The organism is Anaeromyxobacter sp. K, assembly GCF_000020805.1.
GTDB lineage: Bacteria > Myxococcota > Myxococcia > Myxococcales > Anaeromyxobacteraceae > Anaeromyxobacter > Anaeromyxobacter dehalogenans.
Genome location: NC_011145.1, coordinates 430,979 through 454,592 on the forward strand (window position 1 = coordinate 430,979; position 23,614 = coordinate 454,592).

A 23,614-nucleotide genomic window follows, 5' to 3' on the forward strand; every position below is an offset into this window, starting at 1 on the left:
GTGGATCATGATCCGGAGCGACGGGCTGAGGCCGATCGTCGAAGCCGTGGACCGCGGGCTCTCTCGCCTCCACGCGCGCGGAGGGGCGCCGGGCGACGACGCGGCGCTGTTCTCGGCGTGGGCGGAGCTGGTGGCGTTCCTCGCGCTGGGGCCGGCGCCCGAGCTGCGGGCGTGTCCCTTCTGCGGGAGCGTCGGCATGCGCGCCGCCACGCGCTGCGGCGCCTGCTGGAGCAAGCTGGGACCTCCGCCGCCGAGCGTGAGGGCGTGATGCCGGCGCGCCACCCGGCCCGGCTGGGCGCGCCGACCGCGGAGTCGGAGCGCGGGCTCTCGAGCGGTGCGGTCGCGTACCGGCGCGCCGAGCCCTACATGGCGGCGGCCAGCACGCTCATGGCTTCGGTGGCGGGCTTCACGATGCTCGGCTACGGCCTCGACCGCTGGCTGGGCCACACCGTGCACTGGTTGCTGCTCACCGGGGCGGTGATCGGGATCGTGGTCGGTTTCATCGGCTTCTTCACGCAGGTGCTTCGCGCCGACGCCGACGCGAAGCGCCTGCGCTCCGGGACCGCGCGGGGCCGGGCGCCGGCACGTGACGGGTCGGTGCCCGCGGAAGGGCGGCCGTGATGCGCGTGGTCCACTTCCAGCGGACGTCCGATACCGGTCACGTCGTGCCCTGGTGCGGGGTCTGGGGCTCGACGGACACCGACTGGACCACGGCGTGGCCCGGCGTCACCTGCGTCGCGTGCAGGGATGCCATGCGCGCCGGCCTGCGCGGGGGGGAGCCCTCGACGCGCGGGAGCGGCAGCGCGAGAAGCCAGGCGCCTGGGGGCCGGTCGTCGTTCGCGCTGCGGTACGCGGTGATCGCGCTGCTCACCTGGATGGGCGCGTGGGCGCTCCGCGCCGCAGGGGGCGTCCTGCTTCCCCCGGCGGGCTCGCGCGCGGCGGCGGTGGCGCTCGGGATCACGGTCGGGACCCTGGCGCTGGGCGGGGCCGCGCTCGCGGCGCTCGCGGGGATGGAGCTGGCGCTCGGACCGCACCGACGCGGCGCGCGGGTGCGCGGCTGACCCGGCGGGACCTGCCCGCCCGAACGAACGGCACGTGCCGAGACCTCCGGCGGGCGCCTCATGGGCTCAGGTCGATGTCGACCGACGTGCGCGGATGGATCGCGTCCAGGGTCCACGCGCTGATCGAGGCGCGAATGATGAGCGAGCGCGCCCGGTCGAGCTGGTGCACCGCCGCTCGCGCGGACGCCTCCGAGGAGAAGACCCCGAGCAACCGTGAAACCGGCCCGTCCACGCCGATCTCCTCGTACTCCACCAGGAACGCGCTCGGGGCCGCGTGTGCCGCGGTCTCCGCCTCCGCGCGCGCGCGCGCGAACCGTTCGCGCTCGTAGAGGTGCGTGCGATGCACGACCTGGGCGTCGGTGCGGCGCTGCCGGAGCTCGCAGGCAGCGCGGGCCGCGTCCGACGCGTTCGCGCGTGCGCGCGCCCGGGTGAAGAGGCTGCCGCGCGCGAGCGCGGCCCCGCACGCGGCGGCCACCTCGGCGAGGAACGTGCGCGTCACGGCGTCGAACGGCTGCGCGCGATCGAACGCGAGCGCGAGCACGCCCGTGGTCTCGTCGTCCGCGGCGAGGGGCAGGAACGCCCACGCACCATGCGGCCCGGCGGCGAGCACGTCGAGCGGCAGGTCCGGCCAGCGCTCGACCGCCTCCGCGCGCGATCCGAGCCAGAGGGGCTCGCCGGCCCGGAGGACGTGCTCCGGTGCCGGTCCGGTCGCGCGGCTCCCGCCGGGCTCGAGCCGGGATCCCGCCGCCGCTTCCGACGCCTCGGCGAGCACCACCGCGGCGCCGTCGTCGCGCAGCCCGATCACCTGCGCCCACGAAGCGCCGGTGAGGTCGCGCGCCCGCTCGGCCGCGATGACGGCGAGCGCGGTGTGCTCGCACGCACCGGCGAGCGCGCGCGAGAGCTCGAGCAGGCGAGCGAGGTGCCCGGGGGTGAGCCCCATCCCCGCGCCCGGCGTGCCCTCGTGTGCCTCCGGGCGCCGGTCGTCGTGTGCGATGTGTGGCGTCGCCATGTGCAGCTCCTGGAGCCGCCACGGCGCGAGCGAGATGCGGGTGGAGAGGCGACCTCGACCGAAGAATAGCGATCCGGCGGCGGCGCCGCTCGTCACGGACCGAAGCGGCGCCGCGCCCCCGACGCCTCGGCCGCGACGGTCTCATGGGGCACGGCGACGCCGCGGGAGGGCGCGCGGGTGGCGGCGCCGGTAGACTGGTTCGGGCCGGGTACGACGACCGCACGAGTCCGCCCGCGTCGGCCGAGGCGATCGTGGCGCGCGGCAGCTCGCTCCCCCGTCTGCGACGAAACGAAGGCGCGTCCTCCTCACGGCGGGCGCACCGGCCCCTGCGCGGCCGCGGGGGCCGACCACAGCGCACGTGGAGGTCGAGAGATGAGCAGACGCTGGATGGAGAGGGTGCGGGAGCGCGTGGCCCTCCTCGCGCCGGAGTGGACTGGATGGGCGAGGCTCGCCTGGTGCATCCGGCAGCGGCGCGTCCTCGCCGGATCGGCCGGCAAGGTCGTCTGGGTCAGGGGAGCGGAGCTGGCGTGGGCATCGTGGGGAGCCCGGCACGGGCTCTTCGCGATCGAGCGCATGGACGGGTTGCCGTACTTGCACGCCGGTCCACCCAGCGGAACGGGGCCCGCCGTCCGGGAGCGTCGGTGACCGGCTCCGGCGGCGCGCGAGACGCCGCGCCTCCGTGTGCCGTCGCGACCGGCCCGCGCGAACGGGAGGCGCGAGCGTGACGCGAGCGTGAACCGCCAGAACGTGAAAGGCCGGAACCCCGCGAGCGAAAGCTCAAGAAGTTCCGGCCTGGAAGATGGAGCGGGAAACCGGATTCGAACCGGCGACCCTCAGCTTGGGAAGCTGATGCTCTACCAACTGAGCTATTCCCGCGTCGCGACCCCGTTTTTGCCGTGAAGGCGGCCGGGAGTCAAGGAGATCGGGGGGCGCCCCGGTCGCCGGCGCGAGAGGCCTACGCCCTGACCCTCCCGAGCTTCCGGTACAGCGTGGTCCGCCCGATCCCGAGCCGGCGGGCGGCCTCGGCCTGGTTGCCGCCGCACTCGGCCACGGTCCGCTCGATGAGGGCCCGCTCCTGGGCGGCGCGGGCGAGGCGGAGGTCGATGGGCGCGGCGAGCGCGGAGGGAGCGGCGGGCACGGCGGGCGCGGCGGGCGCGGCGGCGCGCGCGGACGGGTCCGAGATCTCCGGCATCACCGCGGCGAGCTCCTCCTCGGTCACGCGCGCGCGCGGGTCGCGATCCGCGAACAGCACCGCCACGCGCTCGAGCACGTTCTCGAGCTCGCGCACGTTTCCGGGCCAGGCGTGGCCGCGCAGCCGCGGCAGCACCGTCGAGAGCGCGCGCCGGTGCGCATCGGCGGCGTCGTGGCGGAGCAGGGCGCGCTTCAGCAGGTCGGAGGCGATGAGCTCGACGTCCGCCTCGCCCCGCTCGCGGAGCGGCGGCAGGTGCAGCGGGAGGATGTCGAGGCGGTAGTACAGGTCCTCGCGGAACTCGCCGCGCGCGATGGCCTGGCGGAGGTCGCGGTGCGTGGCCGCGATGACGCGCACGTCCACCGGGGTGGGGTCGTTGCTGCCGAGCCGGAGCACCTGCCGCTCCTGCAAGACGCGCAGGAGCCGCGTCTGCAGCGTGACCGGCACGTCGCCGATCTCGTCGAGGAACAGCGTGCCGGTGTGCGCCGCCTCGAACAGGCCGGGGCGCCCGCCGCGACGGGAGCCGGTGAACGCGCCCTCCTCGTAGCCGAACAGCTCGGCCTCGAGCAGCGTCTCCGGGAACGCGGCGCAGTTCACCGCCACGAACGGCCGGTCGCGCCGGCGGCTCGCGCCGTGAATGCCCTGCGCCACCATCTCCTTGCCGGTGCCGCTCTCGCCGGTGATGAGCACGGTGGCGTCGGTGCGCGCGTATCGGCCGGCGAGCTCGCGCAGCCGGTCCATCGCCGGCGACTCGCCCACCAGGCCGGAGAGCGCGTACCGCGCCACGAACCGCGGCGGGCGGTGCGTCGAGCGGAGCCCGCGCTCGAGCCGCTGGATCATGGGCGCGGGCTGGCAGGTGAGCACCGCGCCGCGCAGCACCCCGTGCTCGTGCAGCGGGAACCGGCTCACCACCGCGGCCGAGACGCCGATGCGCTGCACCGTCTCCACCTCCGGCGGGCCCCCCTCCAGCACCGGACCGAGGGCGAGCTCCGGCGCGACCGCGGACAGCCTGCGGCCGTGCACCTCGGCCGCGGTGACGCCCAGCAGCCGCTGCAGCGCCGGGTTGATGGCCTGGATGCGCTCCTCGGTGTCCACCGCCACCATCCCGACCTCGAGGTGCTGGAACATCGCCTGGAGGTGCGTGCGCCGCGAGCCCTCGACGCGCGCGATGCGCGCCACCTCTGCGGCCTGGCGGATCGCCTCCTCCAGCGAGTCCTGGCCGTACAGCAGCACCGCGCGCAGCCCGGAGCGCTCCGCGACCGAGCAGATGGGCCCCGGGCCGACGATGACCTTGAAGCCGCGCGCGGAGAGGTCGTCCACCGCGGCCTGCCCTTCCTCCGGCGTCACGTACGGCCGCTGCTCGATGACCGTGTCGTCGATGAGGTGCACGCCCTCCAGGCCCGCCACCGTGCGCCGGAAGTTCACCACGCCGATGCGCCTGGAGAGCTTGCGCGCCTGCACCAGCGCCTGGAGCGCGTCCACGGTCGAGGCCGTCACCACCACCACCGGCACGTCGGCGTGGTCGCGGAGGTAGGCGCCGTTCGTGCCGGCCGCCACGAACGCGTCCACCTCCTCGCCGGACTGCCGGAGCTCGCGCGCGACCTGGAGCGCCTCCTCGAACCCCTTGTCGAAGACCCGGACCTCGGCGACGTCGGCCATGAGCGGCGCCACGCTCTCGAACACGTGCCGGAGTCGGCTCGTGCTGAACGCCCAGACGATGGGGCGGCGGTCGGCGGGGGTCATGACGGCTCCTCGCGAAACGACTCTGGGTCAGGAGCAAACGACTCTGGGTCGGGGGCAGGCGGGCCTGGTGTACCGGGGAATGTACCGAAACCGGAACGTTGCGCGCCAGAGGCGGAACAGATCGGAACACGTCGGGGACTAAGACCCGCCTGGGGACGCCACATTGATTCGCATGTCAACCCGCCGCCTTGGCCGCTCGACCGGCCGCCGGCGATGACGTGGTGCGGCACGTGCAACTTGTGCGCGTCGGCGCGGCGGCCGGCAGGGGCCGCGCAGCGGACGCGAACGCACCACGGAGGCCACGATGGACCGGATCGAGCGGGTGGCGGTGCTGGGGTCGGGCGTGATGGGCAGCACCATCGCCGCGCACCTCGCCAACGCGGGCTTCGGGGTGCTGCTCCTCGACATCGTCCCGAAGGAGCCGAACGCCGACGAGCGGGCGGCCGGCCTCGGGCTCGACAGCCCGGCGGTCCGCAACCGCCTCGCCACCGCGGCGCGCGCCGGCCTCGAGAAGCTCAAGCCGGCGCCGCTCTACCTGCCCTCCTACGCGTCGCGCATCGACGTGGGCAACCTCGAGGACGACCTCCCGCGGCTCGCGAGCTGCGACTGGGTGGTCGAGGTCGTGCTCGAGAACCTCGAGGTGAAGCGCCAGCTCCTCGGGCGCATCGCCCCGCACCTCAAGCCCACCGCGGTCCTCACCACGAACACGAGCGGCCTCTCGGTGAACGCCATCGCCGACACGCTGCCCGAGGCGCTCCGCCCGCGCTTCCTCGTCACCCACTTCTTCAACCCGCCGCGCTACATGCGGCTCGTCGAGATCGTCTCGAGCCGCCACACCGACCCGGCCATCGCGGCGGGGATGGCCGAGCTCATCCGCGTGCGCCTCGGCAAGGGCATCGTCACCGGCAAGGACACGCCGAACTTCGTGGCGAACCGCATCGGCGTCTTCGCCATGTGCAACGCCATCCGGCACATGGTCGAGCTCGACCTGACCGTCGAGGAGGTGGACGCCATCGCCGGCCCGCCCACCGCGCGGCCGAAGAGCGCCACGTTCCGCACCGCCGATCTGGTGGGCCTCGACACGCTGCTGCACGTGGCGAAGAACTCCTACGACCTGCTCCCGGGCGACTCGCGCCGCGACGAGTTCAAGCTGCCCGCCTTCCTGGAGCAGATGGTCGCGAAGGGGATCCTCGGCAACAAGTCGAGGGGCGGCTTCTTCCGGAAGGAGAAGGGCGAGGGCGGCGGCCTCTCGATCTACGACCACCGCAAGGGCGAGTACGTGCCGGCGGCGAAGCCGCGCAGCGCGGCGGTGGAGGCGACGAAGGGGATCGACGACCCGGTGCAGCGCCTCCGGACCGCGCTGGCCGGGAAGGACAAGGCCGCCGAGCACGCCTGGCGCAACCTGCGCGACACGCTCCTCTACGCGTTCGAGCGCATCCCGGAGATCGCCGACGACGTGGTGAACGTGGACGCGGCCATGCGCTGGGGCTTCGGCTGGGACCTCGGCCCGTTCGAGATGCTCGACGCCATCGGGGTCCCGGCGTTCGTGGCCCGGGCCGCGCAGGACGGCGTGGCCGTGCCGGAGCGGCTCCGCGGCATCGAGCGCTTCTACGCCGAGGAGGACGGGCGGCGCCGCTTCCTCGACCTCGCCGGCGGCGGCTACCGCGACGTGCCGCGCCCGGCCGACCAGATCGACCTCGCGGTGCTGGAGAAGTCCGGCGCGGTGGTGGAGCGGAACGCGGGCGCCTCGGTGCTGGACCTCGGCGACGGCGTCTTCTGCCTCGAGTTCCACACCAAGATGAACGCCATCGGCCCGGACGTGCTCGCCATGGTCCACAAGGCGGTGGCGCGCGCCGAGCGCGACGGCCAGGGGCTCGTCATCGCGAACCGCGGCCAGCCGGCCTTCTCGGCCGGCGCGAACCTGATGCTCATCGCAGTCGCGATCGCCGAGGGCGCCTTCGACGAGATCGCGCTCACCATCCGCGCGTTCCAGAAGGCGATGATGGCGCTCAAGTACGCGCGGGTGCCGGTGGTGGCGGCGCCGCACGGGCTGGCCCTGGGCGGCGGCTGCGAGGTGTGCCTGCACGCCACCGCCATGAACCCGCTCGCCGAGACGTACATGGGGCTCGTCGAGATCGGCGTGGGGCTGCTCCCCGCCGGCGGCGGCACCAAGGAGATGGCGCTCCGCGCGATCCGGCTCGCCGAGAAGTACGAGATCGACGCCTCGCCGTTCGTGTTCAAGCACTTCAACACCGTCGCGCTCGCGAAGGTGAGCGCCTCCGCCGACGAGCTCGTCGCCATGGGGATGCTCCGCGAGGGCGACGCGGTGACGCTCTCGCCGGATCGCCTGGTGCACGACGCGAAGCAGAAGGCGCTGGCGCTGGCCGCGAACTTCCGGCCGGGCACGCCCGCCACCGGCCTGCGCGCGCCGGGCCGCGGCGCGGCGGCGAGCATCGCCTCCCAGCTCTGGAACATGCGCATGGGCGGCTTCATCACCGAGTACGAGGAGCAGCTCGGCCGCACCATCGCCGGCGTCATGACCGGCGGCGACGTGCCGGCGGGCACGCCCGTCAGCGAGCAGGACCTGCTCGATCTCGAGCGCGAGGCGTTCCTGAAGCTGTGCGGCGAGCGGAAGACGCTCGAGCGCATCCAGCACATGCTGAAGAAGGGCAAGCCGCTCCGGAACTAGCGGTCGAACCGGCGTCGAGCGCGCGAGCGCGAGAGGAGACTGGAATGAGCGCAGCCTACGTCCTCGCAGCGGTGCGGACCCCCGGGTGCAAGGCGAAGAAGGGGAAGCTGAAGGACGTCCGCCCGGACGACCTCGCCGCGGTCGCCATCCGCGCGCTGCTGGCGCGGACCGGCGTCGACCCGGGGCAGGTGGAGGACGTGATCCTCGGGTGCGCGTTCCCCGAGGGCGAGCAGGGCATGAACCTGGGGCGCGTCGCGGCGCTCCGGGCCGGGCTGCCGGTGGGCGTGCCGGGCCAGACGGTGAACCGCTTCTGCGCCTCGGGCCTGCAGACCATCGCCACCGCGGCCGAGCGGATCATGGCCGGCCAGGCCGACTGCATCGTGGCGGGCGGGGCGGAGAGCATGAGCCTCGTGCCCATGGGCGGCTCGCACTTCAGCGCCAACCCCGCGCTGGTCGCGTCCTGGCCGGAGTCGTTCGCGGCCATGGGCATCACCGCCGAGCTGGTGGCGGCGCGCGACCAGGTCAGCCGCGAGGACCAGGACGCGTTCGCGGTGCAGAGCCACGCCCGCGCCGCGCGGGCGCAGGCGGAGGGCCTGTTCGCGGACGAGCTCGTCCCGGTCGAGGTGGAGCAGGTCACGCTCGAGAAGGGCAAGCCGGTGCGCCGCACCGAGCAGGTCACGGCCGACGACGGCGTGCGCCCGGGCACGACCCAGGAGGCGCTCGCGAAGCTCAAGCCGGCGTTCAAGCTCGACGGCACCGTCACCGCCGGCAACGCCTCCCAGACCACCGACGGCGCCGCGGCCGCGCTGGTGGTCTCCGAGGCGTTCCTCACCCGCACCGGCCTCGCGCCGCTGGCGCGCTTCGTCTCCTACGCGGTGCGCGGCGTGCCGCCGGAGATCATGGGCATCGGCCCGGTCGAGGCCATCCCGGCCGCCCTGAAGCGCGCCGGCCTGCGCCTCGAGGACGTCGGGCAGATCGAGCTGAACGAGGCGTTCGCGGCGCAGTCGCTCGCCTGCGTGCGCGCGCTCGGGCTCGATCCGGAGAGGGTGAACCCCACCGGCGGCGCCATCGCGCTCGGGCACCCGCTCGGCTGCACCGGCGCGAAGCTCACCGCCACGCTGCTGCACGGCCTGCGGCGGACCGGCGCGCGGCACGGGATCGTGTCGATGTGCGTGGGCGGCGGGATGGGCGCGGCGGCGGTGTTCGAGCGCGCCTGAGGGCGCGCGGGCGGCTCACGGAAGGCGACGAGGAGGAGCGACCATGGCCAGGCTGTTCAAGGGCGCGGAGTACCTGATCTCCGAGGCGACGAAGGACGACGTCTTCACCCCGGAGGACTTCACCGAGGAGCAGCGCCAGATCGCCGACACCGCGGAGCAGTTCGCCGAGACCGAGGCGCTCCCGGCCGAGCACGCGCTCGAGCAGCACGAGCCGGGCGTGGCCGCGGCGCTCATGCGCAAGGCGGGCGACGCGGGCCTGCTCATGATCGACGCCCCCGAGGCCTACGGCGGCCTGGCGCTCGACAAGGCCACCAGCATGCTCGCCGCCGAGCGGATGGGCATGGGCGGCGCGTTCTCGGTCTCCTACGCGGCGCACACCGGCATCGGCACGCTGCCGCTCGTCTACTACGGGACCGACGCGCAGAAGGACCGCTACCTCACGAAGCTGGTCACCGGGGAGTGGGCCGCCGCGTACTGTCTCACCGAGCCGGAGGCGGGCAGCGACGCCATGGGCGGCAAGGCCATCGCCACGCTCTCGCCCGACGGGAAGCACTACCTGCTCGACGGCACCAAGCAGTTCATCACCAACGGCAGCTTCGCGAACCTGTTCACCGTGTTCGCGAAGGTGGACCGCAAGCACTTCACCGCCTTCCTGGTGGAGCGCACCTTCCCCGGCGTGACGGTGGGGCCCGAGGAGAAGAAGCTCGGCATCAAGGGCTCCTCCACCACCTCGGTGATCTTCGAGAGCGCCAAGGTGCCGGTCGAGAACGTGCTCGGCGAGATCGGCAAGGGGCACAAGATCGCCTTCAACGTGCTGAACGTGGGCCGCTTCAAGCTGGGCGCCGCGGTCACCGGCGCGGCGAAGCTCGCGCTCGCCACCGGCGCCGCCTACGCGAACGCCCGCAAGCAGTTCGGCACGCCCATCGCCCGCTTCGGCGCGATCCGCGAGAAGCTCGCCGACCAGGCCGCCGGCGTCTACGCCTCGGAGTCGCTCATCTACCGCCTGGCCGGGCTCATCGACGACCGGCTCGCCACCATCCCGGCGGAGCAGCCCGGGTACTACGAGGCCTACCAGCAGGGCATCGAGGAGTACGCGATCGAGTGCGCCATCGCGAAGGTGTTCTGCAGCGAGGTGCTCGCCGACGTGGTGGACGAGGTGGTGCAGATCCACGGCGGCTACGGCTTCATCCAGGAGTACCCGGCGGAGAAGTACTACCGCGACGAGCGCATCAACCGGATCTTCGAGGGCACCAACGAGATCAACCGGCTGCTCGTGCCGGGCACCATCCTGCGCCGCGCGCTGAAGGGTGAGCTGCCGCTGCAGCGCGAGGTCATGAAGGCGATGGACGCCCTCATGAACCCGTCGCTCGACGAGGTCGATCCGGCGGTGCCGTTCGCGGCCGAGAAGGCCACCGTGGCCAACCTGAAGCGCGCCTTCCTGGTGGTGGCCGGCGCCGCGGTGCAGAAGTACGGCGAGGCGCTGAAGGACGAGCAGGAGGTGCTGCTCGCGCTCGCCGACGTCGCCATCCAGGCGTTCGCGGCGGAGAGCGTGGTGCTCCGCGCCGAGAAGACCGCGGCCACGCAGCCCGAGGCGCGCCGCGCGCTCGCCGCCGCCGCGGTGAAGGTCCACACCTTCGCCGCGGCCGAGAAGGCCGCCACCGCCGCCCGCCGCGCCGCGTTCTACGTGGGCGAGGGCGACACGCTCACCATCCTGCTCGGCGGCATCCGCCGCTTCTCGAAGTACGACGCCGCCGGCCTGCTCCAGGCGAAGCGGCGCCTGGCGGACGCGGTGCTGGAGAGCGAGAAGTACCCGTTCTGATCGTGACGAGGGCTGCGCCCTCGCCCCGCCGGCGGAGCCGTCGGGGCCCCACTCCTGCTGCGCGGGGCCCGTGACCTCGCACGCCGCGTGCGCGGGCGCGCGCGAGGTCCCCGCGGGCGCGCCGGGCGGCGCGCGGTCGCGGCCGCGCTCCGATGCATCGGGGCTGCGCCGGCGCGCGGGCCGGGCTAGGCTCGTCGCGCCGGGCCCGCGGCGGGCCCGGGGAAGGGCACCCCGGTGGACGACCAGCAGCGGCGGATCGCGGAGGGCGTGGCGCTCCTGCGCGCGCGCTTCGGCGAGAAGATGAAGGCCACGCCTTCCCTCGCGGACGCGAGCCCGCAGGGCGACGGGCCGGCGAACCGGCACGGCATGCCGAAGGAGCCGCCCGGCCAGAACGTGTTCGAGAAGCACGAGTGGCCGGTGATGGATCTCGGCACCGGCACGCCGGACGTCGCGCCCGAGCGCTGGCGGCTGGCGGTGGACGGCGCGGTCGAGGCGCCGCTCGAGCTCTCCTACGCCGACCTGCTGGCGCTCCCGCAGGTGGACGAGGAGGCCGACTTCCACTGCGTGACCGGCTGGTCGATCCTCGACGTGGCGTTCCGGGGGGTCCGCCTCGAGACCGTGCTCGCGCTGGCGCGGCCCACCGCGTCGGCCACGCACCTCATGGCGCACTCCGCCGACGGCTACTCCACCAACCTGCCGCTGGAGGAGGCGCTGAAGCCGGACGTGCTGCTGGTGCACGCGGTCGAGGGCAAGCCGGTCACCCGCGAGCACGGCGGGCCGGTGCGGATCGTGGTCCCGCAGCTCTACGCCTGGAAGGGCGCGAAGTGGGTCACGCGCCTCGAGCTCATGACGCAGGACCGGCGCGGCTACTGGGAGATCCGCGGCTACTCCAACACCGCGCACCCGTGGCGCGACGACCGGACCTGGTGAGCGGGGGCCCGCGCGCGGGCGCCGGCTACTTCTTCTTCGCGAACGCCTTGAAGAACGCCACGATCTGCGCGGTGGCGCCCTTCCAGTCGAGCTCGGCCGCCGGCTCGTCCTCGGTCCCGTCCACCCAGATCCCGCCGCAGGACTCGCAGGTGTCGTAGGCGAGGGCACGCTTCTCGCCCCCCTCGACGACCACCAGGTCCACGTTGCAGGCCGGGCACATCCCGGAGATCTCGTCCGCGTTCACGTACCCGCCGAGCGCTGACAGCGCCGGCAGGTTGGCGTGCAGCAGCACCTTGTTGAGATCGGCGGCGTCACCCACCCAGATGCCTCCGCACTCGGCGCAGCGCTGGACGGCGCTGTCCTCGTGGGCGATCTCGTTCAGCTCGACGCTGCACCGCGGGCAATCCATGACGTAGCGGGTCCTCCTCGGACCGGTGACACGACGGGTTGGGATCGGGATTTCAAGCGAGGACGGGCTCTTGCCGAGTCCTGGTCATACTAGGCAGAAGCCGTGCCACGTTTCAACGGGCTTCGGCGCCCGCGGCGGCGACGGCGGCGCGCAATGCCTCGATCAGACGACGCAGCCGCTCCGGGTGGAGCTTCAGGGCCACCCGGTTCACGACGAGGCGCGCCGAGACCTCGAGGACCTTCTCCTCGATGACCAGGCCGTTCGCGCGCAGCGTCTCCCCGGTCTCGGTGATGTCCACGATGGTGTCGGCGAGCCCGAGCGAGGGCGCCACCTCGATGGAGCCGTGCAGCGGGATGATCTCCGCCGGCACCCCCTTGGCGGCGAAGTGGCGGGCCGCGAGCGACAGGTACTTCGTCGCCACCCGCGGCGCGACCCCGCGCGGCAGCGGCCGGGCGCCCTTCGGGCGGGCCACGATCACGGTGCAGCGGCCGATCCCCAGGTCGAGCGGCTCGTACAGGTCGCGCGGCTCCTCGCGCAGCACGTCGAGCCCGACGATGCCGACCTCGGCGGCGCCGTGCTCCACGTAGCTCGCCACGTCGCCGGCGCGGATCGAGATGAAGCGCAGGCCGGCCTCGGGGGCGTCGGCGGCCAGCTTGCGCGTGCCCTCCAGCAGCTTGCGCGGCGACACGCCGAGCGCCCGCTCGAACAGCGCCGAGGACTCCTGCAGGAGGCGCCCCTTCGGCACCGCCACCGTGATGAGCTCGCTCGTGCCCGGCATCAGCCTCTCACCCTCCGGATGCGCGCCCCGAGGGGCGCCAGCTTCTCCTCGATCCGCTCGTAGCCGCGGTCGAGATGGTACACGCGCAGCACCTCGGTCGTCCCGCTCGCCGCGAGGCCGGCCAGCACCAGCGCGGCGGAGGCCCGCAGGTCCGACGCCATCACCGGCGCGCCGGACAGCTCCGGGACGCCCTTCACCATGGCGACGCGCCCGTCCACCTCGACGTGGGCGCCGAGGCGGATCAGCTCCTGGACGTGCATGAAGCGGTTCTCGAACACGGTCTCGGTGATGCGCGAGGTCCCGTCGGCGAGGCAGAGCAGCACCATGAGCTGCGCCTGCATGTCGGTGGGGAACCCGGGGTGCGGCGCGGTCCGCACGTCCACCGGCCGCGGGCGGCCGTCGCCCACCACCCGCAGGCCGCCCTCCACCTTCGTCACCTCGGCGCCGACGGCGCGGAGCTTCTCGACCAGCGCCTCCTGGTGCGCCGCCACGCAGCCGCGGACGGTCACGTCGTTGCCGGGCAGCGCGCCCGCCACCAGGAACGTGCCGGCCTCGATCCGGTCGGGGATGACCGCGTGCGACAGCGGCCGGAGCGACGGGACGCCCTCGATCCAGATCTCGTCGGTGCCGGCGCCCTCGACCAGCGCGCCCATCGCGACCAGCGCGTCGCCGAGGTCCTTCACCTCCGGCTCGCGCGCGCAGTTGCGCAGCACCGTCTCGCCCTCGGCGAGCGCCGCCGCCATCATCACGTTCTCGGTGCCGGTGACGGTCTGGGCGTCGAAGGTGAAAACCGTCCCCCGGAGCCGGCCGCGCGGCACGGTGGCGTTCACGTAGCCGTGCTCGATCCGGATCTCGGCGCCGAGCGCGGTGAGCGCCTTCAGGTGCTGATCGATGGGGCGGGCGCCGATGGCGCAGCCGCCGGGCAGCGAGACGCGCGCCCGGCCGAGGCGCGCGAGCAGCGGCCCGAGCACCAGCACCGAGGCGCGCATGGTCTTCACCAGCTCGTAGGGCGCCTCGGGCGCCACAGCGGCGGGCACACGGAGCCGGACCGTGCGCCGGTCGCCCTCGCCGCGCGCCACCTCGCAGCCCATGTGGCCGAGCAGCTTGCCGAGGGTGCGCACGTCCGCGAGGTCCGGGACGTTGCGCACCTCGTGCTCGCCCTCGGCGAGCAGGGCGGCGGCGATGACGGGCAGCGCGGCGTTCTTCGCGCCCGAGACGTCCACGCTCCCGCGGAGCGGGACGCCTCCCTCGATCACGATCTTGTCCAACGGTGGCTCCTTCGCGTCAGGGCAGGGGATCGCCCGGACGGTGCAGCGTGCAAGCGGGATGCGAGCGGCGGCGCGGATTCTACGCGGCGCCCGGCAGGCGCGCCACCGTGAGCCGGGGCAGGCCGGCGAGGTCCCGCCGGGCCTCCGCCCGCTCGAAGCCCGCGTCGCGGCACAGGCGCGGCAGGAGCTCCAGGTGGCCCTCGTGCATCTCCAGCACGAGCGTGCCGCCGGGCACGAGCCGGGTGGGCGCGCCCTCCACGATGCGCCGGAGCAGCGAGAGGCCGTCCGGGCCGCCGTCCAGCGCCAGCCGCGGCTCGCGCCGGACCTCGCGGGGCAGCGTGTCCAGCTCGCCACGCGGCACGTAGGGCGGATTGGACACGATCACGTCGAAGCGCTCGCCCTCGCGGAGCGGCGCCCACAGGTCGCCCTGGCGCAGGTCCACCGCCGCGCCGAGCGCGCGCGCGTTCTCGGCGGCGACCGCGAGCGCGTCGGCGGAGAGGTCGGTCGCGACCACCCGCGCGCCGGGCCGCTCCAGCGCGAGCGACACGCCCAGCGCGCCGGACCCGGTGCACAGGTCGAGCGCGGCCCCGCCCTCCGGCAGCGCGTCGCGCGCCGCCTCCAGCACCAGCTCGGTCTCGGGCCGCGGGACGAGCACGCGCGCGTCCACGAGGAACGGCCGGCCGTAGAAGTCGCGCCGGCCGGTGAGGTAGGCGGTGGGCTCGCCCTCGGCCCGGCGCCGCACCAGCTCGCGGAACGCGGCCAGCTCCGGCTCGCCGAGCGGCCTGTCGAAGTCGAGGTAGAGCCGCATCCGCTCGCAGCGCAGCGCGTGCGCGAGCAGCAGCTCCGCGGTGAGCCGCGGCGCGTCCACGCCCTTGCGGCCGAAGAACTCCTGGGTCCAGGCGAGGAGGCGGAGCGTCGTCCAGGCCTCGCCCTCGCTCACGCGCGCCGCTCCGCCGCCCCGGCCTCGCCGCGCGACGCCTCGCGCAGCGCCTGGGCCGCGTAGAACGTCCGGCAGGCGTCGATGACGTCCTGCACGTCGCCGTCCATCACCGCGGGCAGGTTGTGGCGCGTGTAGTTCACGCGGTGGTCGGTGAGCCGGTCCTGCGGGAAGTTGTAGGTGCGGATCTTCTCGGAGCGGTCGCCGGTGCCCACCTGCGACTTGCGGGTCGCGTCGCGCGCGCTGCGCTGCCGCTCCTGCTCGATCTCGAACAGCTTGGCCCGCAGCATCTTCATGGCCATGGTGCGGTTCTTCAGCTGGCTCTTCTCCTGCTGGCACTTCACCACGATGCCGGTCGGCTTGTGGGTGAGGCGCACCGCGGAGTCGGTGGTGTTCACCGACTGGCCGCCCGAGCCGGTGGAGCGGAACACGTCCATCTCCACGTCGGCCGGGTTCACCTGGACGTCGATCTCCTCCGCCTCGGGCATCACCGCCACCGTGACGGTGGAGGTGTGGATGCGCCCCTGGGCCTCGGTGGCGGGGACGCGCTGCACCCGGTGCACGCCGGACTCGTACTTGAGCGAGGAGTAGACCGCGTCGCCGGAGACGGTGAGCGTCGCCTCCTTCACGCCGCCGAGCGCGCCGCCCGAGGTGTCCATCAGCTCGACGCGCCAGCCGCGGCGCTCGGCGTAGCGGACGTACATGCGCATGACCTCGGCCGCGAACAGGCCCGCCTCGTCGCCGCCCGCGCCGGCCCGGATCTCGACGATGACGTCCTTCTCGTCGTTCGGGTCCTTCGGCACGAGGTACAGCTTGAGCTGCTCCTCGGCGGGCTCCACCTGCGGCCGCAGCTGCGCCAGCTCCTCCTTGGCGAGCTCGCGCAGCTCGGGGTCCTTGTCCGCGAGCAGCGCCTCGTTGCCCTCCACGTCCTCGAGCAGCTTGCGATAGGCGCGCAGGGCGGTGACGGTCTGCTCGATGGAGGCGCGCTCCTTCGCCACCTTCCGGAACCGGTCGCCGTTGCCGGCCACGGCCGGGTCCGAGAGGAGCTGGGTGAGCTCCTCGAACCGCTGCTCGATGGCCTCGAGCTTCTTCAGGACGTCGGGGGACAGCATGGGGGGGACTTCTTACCGTTTCCACGCGGGGATGGGCAAGGCGTGTGGCCGCCGGCGGCCGCCGGGCCCGGCGCGCCGCACCGGCCGGGCGAAGCGCCGCACGCGCACCGCGGGTGCGGCGCGCAAAGGAGGGTCACCCCCGCAGGGCCGGGGAGGGCGCGTGGCGTTCGCCGCGGGCGTGGGTACCCTCGCAGCTGGAGGCAGCTGCCGGATGGACATGCGCCCGCCGCTCCGCATTCCTCCTCCGCCCGCGCTCCGCCGCGCGCCCGCCTACGCGGTGTCGGCGTCGCTGGCGGTGGCGGGCGCGGCGCTCGCGGCGGCGGGCGCGGAGCACCTGGCGCGCGCGCCCTTCGTCCCGGTGATCCCGTTCGTCCTGCTCTCGGCGTGGCTGGGCGGGGTGGGCCCGGGGATCTTCGCGGCGCTGCTCTCCGCGCTGGGCGTGAACCTGGTCCTGCTGGGCCCCGCCTCCGGATGGAGCTTCGGCGCCCGGGAGCTGACCGCGACCGGCGCGTTCGTGGCGCTCTCGGCGCTGCTGGTGGCGGCCGTCGGCGCGATCCGCGACGGGTTCGTCGAGCGGGCCGCGCGCGAGCGCGCGGTGCGCGAGAGCGAGGAGCGCTTCCGCACGCTGGTCGAGACCATCCCGCAGCTCGTGTTCACGCTCGCGCCCGACGGCACGCCGGACTTCCACAGCCCGCAGTTCCAGGCCTACACCGGCCTCGACAACGAGGCGATCCGCGCGGCCGGCTGGGAGGCGCAGTTCCACCCGGACGACCGGGCCCGGGCCCGCGCCGACTGGGCGGCCGGCTTCGCCGCGCGGCGCACGGTCTCGGGCGAGTACCGGCTGCGCGGGCACGACGGCGGCTACCGCTGGTTCCTCGTGTCCGCGGTGCCGCTGCGGGAGGCCGGCGGGCGCGTGGTGAAGTGGTTCGGGACCTTCACCGACATCGAGGCGCAGAAGGAGGTCGAGCGCCACAAGTCGGAGGCGATCGCGGCCCGGGACGTGTTCCTGTCGGTGGCGAGCCACGAGCTGAAGACCCCGGTCACCGCCGCGCTGCTGCAGACGCAGCAGGCGCTCCGCACGCTCGATCGCGACCCCCCCGACGCCGGCCGCGCCCGCGGCCAGGTCGCGTCGGCGGCCGGCAGCGTGGAGCGGCTGGGCCGGCTGGTCGAGGCGCTGCTCGACGTGTCGCGCCTCGCCACCGGGCGCGCCGCGCTGGAGCGGCGGCGGTTCGACCTCTCCGACGCCGTCCGGCAGGCGGCGGCGCGCCTCGCCGAGCCGGCCGCGCGCGCGGGCAGCGCGCTCGAGCTCGAGGTGGAGGCGGGGATCGCCTGCGAGGGCGACCGGCTGCGGATCGAGCAGGTGCTCACCAACCTCGCCTCCAACGCGCTGAAGTTCGGGGCCGGCCGGCCCGTCACCATCGCGCTGCGCAGGGAGGGCGGGCGCGCGGTGCTGCGGGTGCGCGACCGGGGCATCGGCATCCCGGCGACGGACCTGGAGCGGATCTTCGGGCGGTTCGAGCGCGCCCACGAGGCGCGGCACTACGGCGGGCTGGGCCTGGGGCTCTGGATCGCGCGGGAGATCGTGGAGGCGAGCGGTGGCACCATCGGCGCGGAGAGCACGCCGGGGGAGGGCGCCACCTTCACGGTCGCGCTGCCGCTCGCGCCGGCCGATCCGGAGCGGGCCGGGGCGCCGGGCGCGGCGGTCAGTCCCGCCGCGCCAGCGCCTCGGAGAGCGCCTTGATGGGCCCCACGTCGGCGCGGCTCGAGTCCACCAGCAGCTTCAGCACGGTGAGCGCCGCGCGCGCGAGGTCCGAGAGCACCTCCAGCCGCCGCACCTTGAAGCGCGCCTGTGCCTTCACGGCGGGGTCCACGTCGGCGAGCGCGCCCCGCACCTCGCCCAGCGCGCGCTCGAACGCGGCGAGCGCCTGCTCCACCGCGCGCTTCTCGCGCTCGCGCAGCACCCGGGCCACCAGCTTCCAGACGTTGGTCTCCGCCTCGAAGTGCTCCTTGCGGTCCCCCGGGACCTCCACGGTCCGCACCACGCCCCAGCGGCGCAGCTCGGCGAGGCTCATCGAGAGCAGGCCGGTGGAGATCTGCAGCCGGTCGCACAGATCGGGCGCGGCGAGCGGCCGGTCCGACAGGAACAGCACCGCCCAGATGCGCCCGAGCTGGCGCCGGAAGCCCCACAGCTCCATGAGCGCGCCCACCGCGTCGGCGACGGCCAGGTCGGCCTTCTGCAGCGCGTGGGAGGTCGGCGCGGCGGCGCGTTGCGCGGCGGCGGTCATGCGGGTCCCCCGGTCACCGGAGCGCCAGATCGGCGAGCGCGCACAGCGCGAACGCGATCGAGGCGAAGGCGTTATAGTTGAAGAACGCGACGTTGATCCGCTCCGGCCGGAGCGCGCCGCCCGGCGCGACGTAGCGGTGCTCGGCCGCGAGCGTGGCCGCGAGGATCACCGACCCGGTGATCCAGCCGGCGCCGCGCCCGGCCAGCGCGCCGGCGGCGAAGATCGCGGCGGCGGCGAGCAGGTGGAGGCCGCGGGCCCAGCGGAGCGCGCCCGCGACGCCGAAGCGCGCCGGGATCGAGCGCAGCCCCGCGCCGCGGTCGTAGTCCATGTCCTGCATCGAGTAGAAGACGTCGAACCCGGCGATCCACGCGCCCACGCCGAGCCCGAGCACCACCGAGGCGAGCGGGGCCGTCCCGGTGAGCGCGATCGCCACCCCCACCGGCGCGAGCGCCTGCGCCACCCCGAGCCACAGGTGGCAGGCCCAGGTGAAGCGCTTCGCGTAGGAGTAGCCGAGCAGGATCGCGAGCACCGGCAGCGCCAGCGCGCCGCAGATGGGCGAGATGAGCGCGGCGGCGACCACGAACGCGGCCGAGGAGCCGGCCAGCAGCGCCCAGGCCGCGGCGGCCGAGACCTCGCCGGTGACCAGCTCGCGCCGCTGCGTGCGCGGGTTGCGCGCGTCGAACGCCCGGTCGGCGATGCGGTTCATGGCCATGGCGGCGGTGCGCGCCGCCACCACCGCCAGCGCCACCAGCGCGAGGCGGGCCAGGTCCAGCCGCGCCTCGGCGGCCACCAGCGCCACCGCCGCGGCCGCGAACGGCAGCGCGAACAGCGAGTGGCTGAGCTTCACCATGCGCGCGAGCGCGGCGACGGTCATTCGGGACGCTCCGGGCCCGGCCGCTGCCGGGCGAGCCAGGTGAACGGGCGCTCCTCGGCGCCGAAGGTGGAGACCAGCCACTCGGCCGGATCCGGCGGCCGCGCGCCCTCGAGCGGTGCGGCGACCACGCCCGGCGCGGCGCCCGGCGCGAGCCGGCCCACGTGCGGGGCGGCCAGCGCGGCCCCGTTCCAGGCGAGCGGGAGCAGCCGGGCAGCGGCCACGGCGGCAACCTCGCGCCGCAGCAGCGCCAGCTCCGCGAGCGGCGCGAGCGAGGGGGCGCTGGCGAGCGAGTCGGTGCCGACCGCGAGCGGGATCCCCGCCGCGAGGAGCGCCTCGAGGCGCGGCAGCGCGCCGAGGATGTAGCGGTTCGACCGCGGGCAGAGCACCACGGTGGCGCCGGTGGCGGCGAGCACGCGCACGTCCTCGTCGTCGAGGTCCACGCAGTGCACCGCCAGGTGGTGCGGGCGGAGCTCGGCCTTCACCGCGTCCACCGGCGAGCGCCCGGTGATCCGCAGCGCGTGCAGCGCCGCGCCCAGCGTCGCGTACATGCGCCCGAAGGGGCCGGCCGACTCGGTCGCGCAGAAGGCGCGCTCGGCCGGATCCTCGGCGAGGTGCAGGGAGCCGGGGCCGCCGCGGAGCAGCGCGCGCAGGGCCGCGGCGTTCGTCGAGTAGATCGCGTGCGGGCTCTCCACCACCCGGAGCCCGGGCGGCGGGGCGGCGGCCTCGCGGACCTGGCGCGCGGCGGCGCGGGCCTCCTCGAAGCGCTCCGGCGTGAAGCCGAACACCTCGTGGAAGATCGTGCCCCCGAGGCCGGCGGCCGCGAGCGGGGCGAGCGAGTCGAGCGTGTTGCTGATGTCGCCCACCGCGGCCACCCCGGCGCGGACCAGGTCCTCGGCGGCCATGCCCATGGCCTCCTCGGGCTCGCCCTCGCGCGTGCGCCGGCGCGCGGCCACGAACAGCTGGATCCAGCCGGGCAGCCCCTCGCCGCCCGCCACCCAGCCCTTCATGTGCGAGAGCTCGAGGTGCAGGTGCGCGTTCACGAGCGCCGGGAGGAGCACCGCGTCGAGGCGCTCGCCCGGCCCGAACCGCGCCTCCACCTCGGCGCGCGGCCCGACCGCGCGCACCCGATCGCCCTCCAGCGCCACCGCGCCGTCGGCGATCGCCGGCGCGGACGCCGCCGGAGCGCCGGGCGCGAGGCCTGGGAGGACCCAGGGCGCGGCCACCACCCGGATCACGCGCGGGTCTCCTCCACCAGCTGGTACTTCATGTTCCGGCGGGCGGCGCGGAAGCCGGCGTCGCGGATGTGCCGCTCCACCTCCTCCGAGTCCATCTTGAAGGTGGTGCCGGCCGCGGAGACCACGTTCTCCTCGATCATCACCTGGCCGAAGTCGTTGCAGCCCATGTGCAGCGCGGCCTGGGCCACGCCCCCGCCCATGGTCACCCAGGACGCCTGCAGGTTCGGGACGTTGTCGAGCACCAGGCGCGAGAGCGCGTTGGTGCGCAGGTAGGCGTGGGCGCTGCCGTCGCCCGGCTCGAGCCGCGTGTTCTGCGACTGGAACGGCCAGCAGATGAACGCGGTGAAGCCGTGCGTCTCGTCCTGCAGCTCGCGCAGCCGCATCAGGTGCGCCACCCGGTGCTCCGGCCCCTCGCCCACCCCGAACATCATGGTGGCGGTGCTCTTCAGCCCCTTCAGGTGGGCCGCCTTCATCACCGTGAGCCACTCGTCGGTGGAGCACTTGAGCGGCGCGATCCTGCGGCGGACCTCGTCGTCCAGGATCTCGGCGCCGCCGCCCGGGATCGAGTCCATCCCGGCCGCGACCAGCCGGTCGATGGTGGCCTCGAGCCCGAGCTCGCTGGTCCGGGCGATGTGCCAGATCTCCTCGGGGGAGAGCGCGTGGAGGTTGATCACCGGCCAGGTCTGCTTCACCCAGCGGAACAGGTCCTCGTACCACTCGACGCCGAGGTCGGGGTGGAGGCCGCCCTGCAGCAGGATCTCGATCCCGCCCAGCGCCACCGTCTCGTCGATCTTCTGCGTCAGCTCCTCGCGCGTGAGGACGTACGACTCCTGGTGGCCGCGGGGGCGGTAGAACGCGCAGAAGTGGCACGCCGTCGTGCACACGTTCGTGTAGTTCACGTTCCGCGACACGATGTAGGTGACGAGGTCGCCGGGGTGGAGCGCGCGGCGGCGCTGGTCGGCCGCCAGCCCGAGCTCGAGCAGCGGCGCCTTCTCGTCGAGCGTGGCCGCCTCGTCGGCGTCGAGCCGCTCGCCGTCCGCGCCCTTCTGCAGCGCGGTGTCCACCGAGACGGCGCGGCGCACCCGCCGGGTCCGCACCACGTCGTCCACGAAGCGGAGCGGCATGGGGGGCAGGAAGCCCTTCGCGGCGGCGCGCTCCAGGAACGCCTCCAGCCCCTGCAGCTCGTAGGGGCCGAGGCCGTAGCGGATCTTCTGGGTGAGGTAGCGGCGGTACTTCTCCGGGTCGCCGCCCTTCTGCGCGGCGAACTTCTGCGCCAGCTCGGTCCGGATCCCGAGGCCGTGCTGCGCCGCCCGGGTCAGCTCCTGCACGTCCTCGGGGGTGACCGCGCCCGGCCGCGCCGCCCACAGCGCGAAGATCATGGGGAGCCCGGTGAGCCGGGTCCACTCGCGCCCCAGGTCGAGCACGTGGTTGGCGCGGACGCCGAACCCGCGGTCGCCGATCACGAGCGCGCCCTTGGTGCCCCTGGCGCGGGCCAGCCCCTCGTCCGCGTGCATGGGGGTGAACCTGGGGTGCACGCCCATGGCGTCGAGCACCAGCTTCGCGAGCACGTGCGAGGTGCGGGAGGCGGTGTCGAGGAACACCTCGTCCCAGATGGCCGGCGACTGCTCGCCGGCGAGCACCACCGTCTGCACCGGGCCGTCGGCGCCGATGGCGATGCCGGGCACGATGTCGTACTGGCCCTTGGTGAGCGCGGCGACCGACACGAGCGCGAGGTCCACCTCGCCCGCCTCCAGCATGGCCGCGCAGCGGGACGGCTCGGCCAGCACCAGCTCGATGCGCTCGGAGCCCTCCAGCCCGGCGGTGAGCGGCCAGGCGTTCAGGAACGAGACGGCGGCGGCGCGGATCTTCTTCGGCATGGGAGCTCTCGGGATCAGGCGGTGACCTGGAGGCGCGCGGGCGGCTCCTCGGGGAGCGGCGCGTCGTGGACCTTCAGCACGCGGTAGAGGCTGTCGCGCTCGGCCGGCACCCGGCCCGCGGCGCGGATGAGCTGGTGCAGCGTGCGCTCGCTGAGCGCCTGCGGCACCGTCGAGCCGGCCATGTGGTAGATGCGCTCCTCCAGCACGGTGCCGTCGAGGTCGTCCACGCCGAAGGAGAGCGCCGTCTGCGCCAGCCGCTCGCCGAGCGACACCCAGTACGCCTTCACGTGGTCGAAGTTGTCGAGGTACAGCCGCGCCACCGCGAGCGTGCGCAGCGCGTCGTAGCCGGTGGGCTTCGGGAACGCCTTGCCGATCATGTTGTGCTCGGGGTGGAACGCGAGCGGGATGAAGACCTGGAAGCCGTGGGTCTCGTCCTGCAGCGCCCGCAGCCGGCGCATGTGGTCCACCCGCTCGTCGAGCCGCTCGATGTGGCCGTAGAGCATGGTGGAGTTCGTCTTCACGCCCAGGCGGTGCGCGGTGCGGTGGATCTCGATCCACTGGTCGGCGGTGGCCTTGTCGTCGCAGATCTTCCGGCGCACCCGCGGCGCGAAGATCTCGGCGCCGCCGCCGGGCATGGTCTGCAGCCCGGCGTCCATGAGCCGGCGCAGCACCTGCTCGTAGCTCATGCCGAACTTCTCGGCGAAGAAGTGGATCTCGATGGCGGTGAACGCCTTGATGGCCACCTCGGGCCAGCCGGCGCGGATCCGCGAGAGCAGCTCGGTGTAGTACTCGAACGGCAGGTCCGGGTGCAGGCCCGAGACGATGTGCACCTCGGTGACGCCGAGCGGCTTGCGCGACAGCACCTTCCCGACCGCCTCGTCGATCGACATGGTGTAGCCGTCGGAGGCGCGCTGGTCGTCCTTGCGCGCGAACGAGCAGAACTTGCACGACGCGACGCAGACGTTGGTCGGGTTGAGGTGGACGTTGCGGTTGTAGAACGCGAGCGCGCCGTGGCGGGCCTCGCGCACGTGGTTCGCGAGCGCGCCGAGCGCGGGCAGGTCCGAGGCCTCGAACAGCTTCAGGCCGTCCTCGTCGGTGAGCCGCTCGCCGGCCAGCACCTTGTCGCGGATGGGCCCGAGGCCGTCGCGCTCGAGCGCGCGGTTCGCCAGGGTCGAGAGCATG

General features: G+C 74.3%; 20 protein-coding genes and 1 tRNA gene. 8 read left to right on the top strand and 13 right to left on the bottom strand.

Features of this window, described 5'->3' with window-relative positions; all coding sequences use genetic code 11:
• The first annotated feature begins 7 nt into the window (after window positions 1–7).
• From ANAEK_RS01875 to ANAEK_RS01890, 3 genes are all read left to right on the top strand, one after another.
• Window positions 8–268, top strand: coding sequence for a hypothetical protein (locus ANAEK_RS01875; RefSeq protein ID WP_012524455.1), 261 nt, complete (start codon window positions 8–10; stop codon window positions 266–268).
• Window positions 268–621: an AtpZ/AtpI family protein gene (locus ANAEK_RS01880; protein WP_012524456.1), complete on the top strand. Its 354-nt coding sequence runs from the start codon at window positions 268–270 to the stop codon at window positions 619–621. The genes ANAEK_RS01875 and ANAEK_RS01880 overlap by 1 nt, the downstream gene beginning before the upstream one ends.
• Window positions 622–854: 233 nt before the next feature.
• Entirely contained in the window at window positions 855–1,061 is a 207-nt protein-coding gene (locus ANAEK_RS01890; RefSeq protein WP_041454012.1) for a hypothetical protein, read from the top strand.
• A gap of 58 nt (window positions 1,062–1,119) precedes the next feature.
• Here ANAEK_RS01890 and ANAEK_RS01895 read toward each other — a convergent pair whose 3' ends face one another.
• The 3 genes from ANAEK_RS01895 to prpR all read right to left on the bottom strand — a co-directional run bounded on the left by ANAEK_RS01895 (window position 1,120) and on the right by prpR (window position 5,002).
• Window positions 1,120–2,070: a GAF domain-containing protein gene (locus ANAEK_RS01895; protein ID WP_012524458.1), complete on the bottom strand. Its 951-nt coding sequence runs from the start codon at window positions 2,068–2,070 to the stop codon at window positions 1,120–1,122.
• 800 nt (window positions 2,071–2,870) lie between these two features.
• Window positions 2,871–2,946 (bottom strand) — tRNA-Gly (locus tag ANAEK_RS01905).
• A 79-nt stretch (window positions 2,947–3,025) separates the two neighbouring features.
• Window positions 3,026–5,002 (bottom strand): propionate catabolism operon regulatory protein PrpR, encoded by a 1,977-nt coding sequence (gene prpR / locus ANAEK_RS01910; protein WP_012524460.1) that lies wholly within the window; start codon window positions 5,000–5,002, stop codon window positions 3,026–3,028.
• Between the two features lie 304 nt (window positions 5,003–5,306).
• Between prpR and ANAEK_RS01915 the strand changes: the two genes are divergently transcribed.
• From ANAEK_RS01915 to ANAEK_RS01930, 4 genes are all read left to right on the top strand, one after another.
• On the top strand, window positions 5,307–7,691 hold the full coding sequence (locus ANAEK_RS01915; RefSeq protein WP_012524461.1) for a 3-hydroxyacyl-CoA dehydrogenase/enoyl-CoA hydratase family protein: 2,385 nt from the start codon (window positions 5,307–5,309) through the stop codon (window positions 7,689–7,691).
• A 44-nt stretch (window positions 7,692–7,735) separates the two neighbouring features.
• On the top strand, window positions 7,736–8,908 hold the full coding sequence (locus ANAEK_RS01920; RefSeq protein WP_012524462.1) for an acetyl-CoA C-acyltransferase: 1,173 nt from the start codon (window positions 7,736–7,738) through the stop codon (window positions 8,906–8,908).
• Window positions 8,909–8,951: 43 nt separating this feature from the next.
• Window positions 8,952–10,727 carry an acyl-CoA dehydrogenase family protein gene (locus ANAEK_RS01925; protein ID WP_012524463.1) on the top strand — a complete coding sequence of 592 codons (1,776 nt, stop codon included), beginning with the start codon at window positions 8,952–8,954 and terminating at the stop codon, window positions 10,725–10,727.
• 234 nt (window positions 10,728–10,961) lie between these two features.
• Entirely contained in the window at window positions 10,962–11,657 is a 696-nt protein-coding gene (locus ANAEK_RS01930) for a sulfite oxidase-like oxidoreductase (protein ID WP_012524464.1), read from the top strand.
• 25 nt (window positions 11,658–11,682) lie between these two features.
• Here the strand turns inward: ANAEK_RS01930 and ANAEK_RS01935 are convergent, their stop codons facing one another.
• The 5 genes from ANAEK_RS01935 to prfA form a co-directional block, all read right to left on the bottom strand.
• On the bottom strand, window positions 11,683–12,066 hold the full coding sequence (locus ANAEK_RS01935) for a zf-TFIIB domain-containing protein (protein ID WP_012524465.1): 384 nt from the start codon (window positions 12,064–12,066) through the stop codon (window positions 11,683–11,685).
• 112 nt (window positions 12,067–12,178) lie between these two features.
• Window positions 12,179–12,844, bottom strand: coding sequence for an ATP phosphoribosyltransferase (hisG, locus tag ANAEK_RS01940; protein ID WP_012524466.1), 666 nt, complete (start codon window positions 12,842–12,844; stop codon window positions 12,179–12,181).
• On the bottom strand, window positions 12,844–14,112 hold the full coding sequence (gene murA, locus ANAEK_RS01945; protein ID WP_012524467.1) for a UDP-N-acetylglucosamine 1-carboxyvinyltransferase: 1,269 nt from the start codon (window positions 14,110–14,112) through the stop codon (window positions 12,844–12,846). The genes hisG and murA overlap by 1 nt, the downstream gene beginning before the upstream one ends.
• 79 nt (window positions 14,113–14,191) lie before the next feature.
• The gene (prmC, locus tag ANAEK_RS01950) at window positions 14,192–15,052 is read right to left on the bottom strand and encodes a peptide chain release factor N(5)-glutamine methyltransferase (RefSeq protein WP_012524468.1); all 861 of its coding nucleotides are present in this window, start codon (window positions 15,050–15,052) and stop codon (window positions 14,192–14,194) included.
• Window positions 15,049–16,161, bottom strand: a complete 1,113-nt coding sequence (gene prfA, locus ANAEK_RS01955; protein ID WP_012524469.1) for a peptide chain release factor 1 — start codon at window positions 16,159–16,161, stop codon at window positions 15,049–15,051. The genes prmC and prfA overlap by 4 nt, the downstream gene beginning before the upstream one ends.
• A gap of 217 nt (window positions 16,162–16,378) precedes the next feature.
• On the opposite strand from prfA, the gene ANAEK_RS01960 reads away from it, so the two are divergent.
• Window positions 16,379–17,902, top strand: coding sequence for an ATP-binding protein (locus ANAEK_RS01960; RefSeq protein ID WP_157376731.1), 1,524 nt, complete (start codon window positions 16,379–16,381; stop codon window positions 17,900–17,902).
• Here the strand turns inward: ANAEK_RS01960 and ANAEK_RS01965 are convergent.
• The 5 genes from ANAEK_RS01965 to mqnE are packed head-to-tail and all read right to left on the bottom strand — an operon-like array spanning window position 17,865 to window position 23,613.
• On the bottom strand, window positions 17,865–18,446 hold the full coding sequence (locus ANAEK_RS01965) for a GbsR/MarR family transcriptional regulator (protein WP_012524471.1): 582 nt from the start codon (window positions 18,444–18,446) through the stop codon (window positions 17,865–17,867). The two genes, ANAEK_RS01960 and ANAEK_RS01965, sit on opposite strands and share 38 nt — an antisense overlap.
• Before the next feature lie 13 nt (window positions 18,447–18,459).
• Window positions 18,460–19,320: a UbiA-like polyprenyltransferase gene (locus ANAEK_RS01970; protein WP_012524472.1), complete on the bottom strand. Its 861-nt coding sequence runs from the start codon at window positions 19,318–19,320 to the stop codon at window positions 18,460–18,462.
• Complete coding sequence (locus ANAEK_RS01975) at window positions 19,317–20,555, bottom strand: amidohydrolase family protein (protein WP_012524473.1); 1,239 nt, start codon at window positions 20,553–20,555, stop codon at window positions 19,317–19,319. The genes ANAEK_RS01970 and ANAEK_RS01975 overlap by 4 nt, the downstream gene beginning before the upstream one ends.
• A complete protein-coding gene (mqnC, locus tag ANAEK_RS01980) occupies window positions 20,552–22,432 on the bottom strand; it encodes a cyclic dehypoxanthinyl futalosine synthase (RefSeq protein ID WP_012524474.1) in 1,881 nt (626 codons plus the stop codon). Before mqnC ends, ANAEK_RS01975 begins: the two co-directional genes overlap by 4 nt.
• A gap of 14 nt (window positions 22,433–22,446) precedes the next feature.
• Window positions 22,447–23,613: an aminofutalosine synthase MqnE gene (gene mqnE / locus ANAEK_RS01985; RefSeq protein WP_012524475.1), complete on the bottom strand. Its 1,167-nt coding sequence runs from the start codon at window positions 23,611–23,613 to the stop codon at window positions 22,447–22,449.
• Window position 23,614: the final 1 nt, after the last annotated feature.

Coding starts and splice junctions, on each gene's coding strand:
- ANAEK_RS01875 (WP_012524455.1), top strand. CDS start 8: ATGATCCGGAGCGACGGGCTGAGGCCGATCGTCGAAGCCGTGGACCGC.
- ANAEK_RS01880 (WP_012524456.1), top strand. CDS start 268: ATGCCGGCGCGCCACCCGGCCCGGCTGGGCGCGCCGACCGCGGAGTCG.
- ANAEK_RS01895 (WP_012524458.1), bottom strand. CDS start 2,070: ATGGCGACGCCACACATCGCACACGACGACCGGCGCCCGGAGGCACAC.
- prpR (WP_012524460.1), bottom strand. CDS start 5,002: ATGACCCCCGCCGACCGCCGCCCCATCGTCTGGGCGTTCAGCACGAGC.
- ANAEK_RS01915 (WP_012524461.1), top strand. CDS start 5,307: ATGGACCGGATCGAGCGGGTGGCGGTGCTGGGGTCGGGCGTGATGGGC.
- ANAEK_RS01920 (WP_012524462.1), top strand. CDS start 7,736: ATGAGCGCAGCCTACGTCCTCGCAGCGGTGCGGACCCCCGGGTGCAAG.
- ANAEK_RS01925 (WP_012524463.1), top strand. CDS start 8,952: ATGGCCAGGCTGTTCAAGGGCGCGGAGTACCTGATCTCCGAGGCGACG.
- ANAEK_RS01935 (WP_012524465.1), bottom strand. CDS start 12,066: ATGGATTGCCCGCGGTGCAGCGTCGAGCTGAACGAGATCGCCCACGAG.
- hisG (WP_012524466.1), bottom strand. CDS start 12,844: ATGCCGGGCACGAGCGAGCTCATCACGGTGGCGGTGCCGAAGGGGCGC.
- prfA (WP_012524469.1), bottom strand. CDS start 16,161: ATGCTGTCCCCCGACGTCCTGAAGAAGCTCGAGGCCATCGAGCAGCGG.
- ANAEK_RS01960 (WP_157376731.1), top strand. CDS start 16,379: ATGCGCCCGCCGCTCCGCATTCCTCCTCCGCCCGCGCTCCGCCGCGCG.
- ANAEK_RS01965 (WP_012524471.1), bottom strand. CDS start 18,446: ATGACCGCCGCCGCGCAACGCGCCGCCGCGCCGACCTCCCACGCGCTG.
- ANAEK_RS01970 (WP_012524472.1), bottom strand. CDS start 19,320: ATGACCGTCGCCGCGCTCGCGCGCATGGTGAAGCTCAGCCACTCGCTG.
- mqnC (WP_012524474.1), bottom strand. CDS start 22,432: ATGCCGAAGAAGATCCGCGCCGCCGCCGTCTCGTTCCTGAACGCCTGG.
- mqnE (WP_012524475.1), bottom strand. CDS start 23,613: ATGCTCTCGACCCTGGCGAACCGCGCGCTCGAGCGCGACGGCCTCGGG.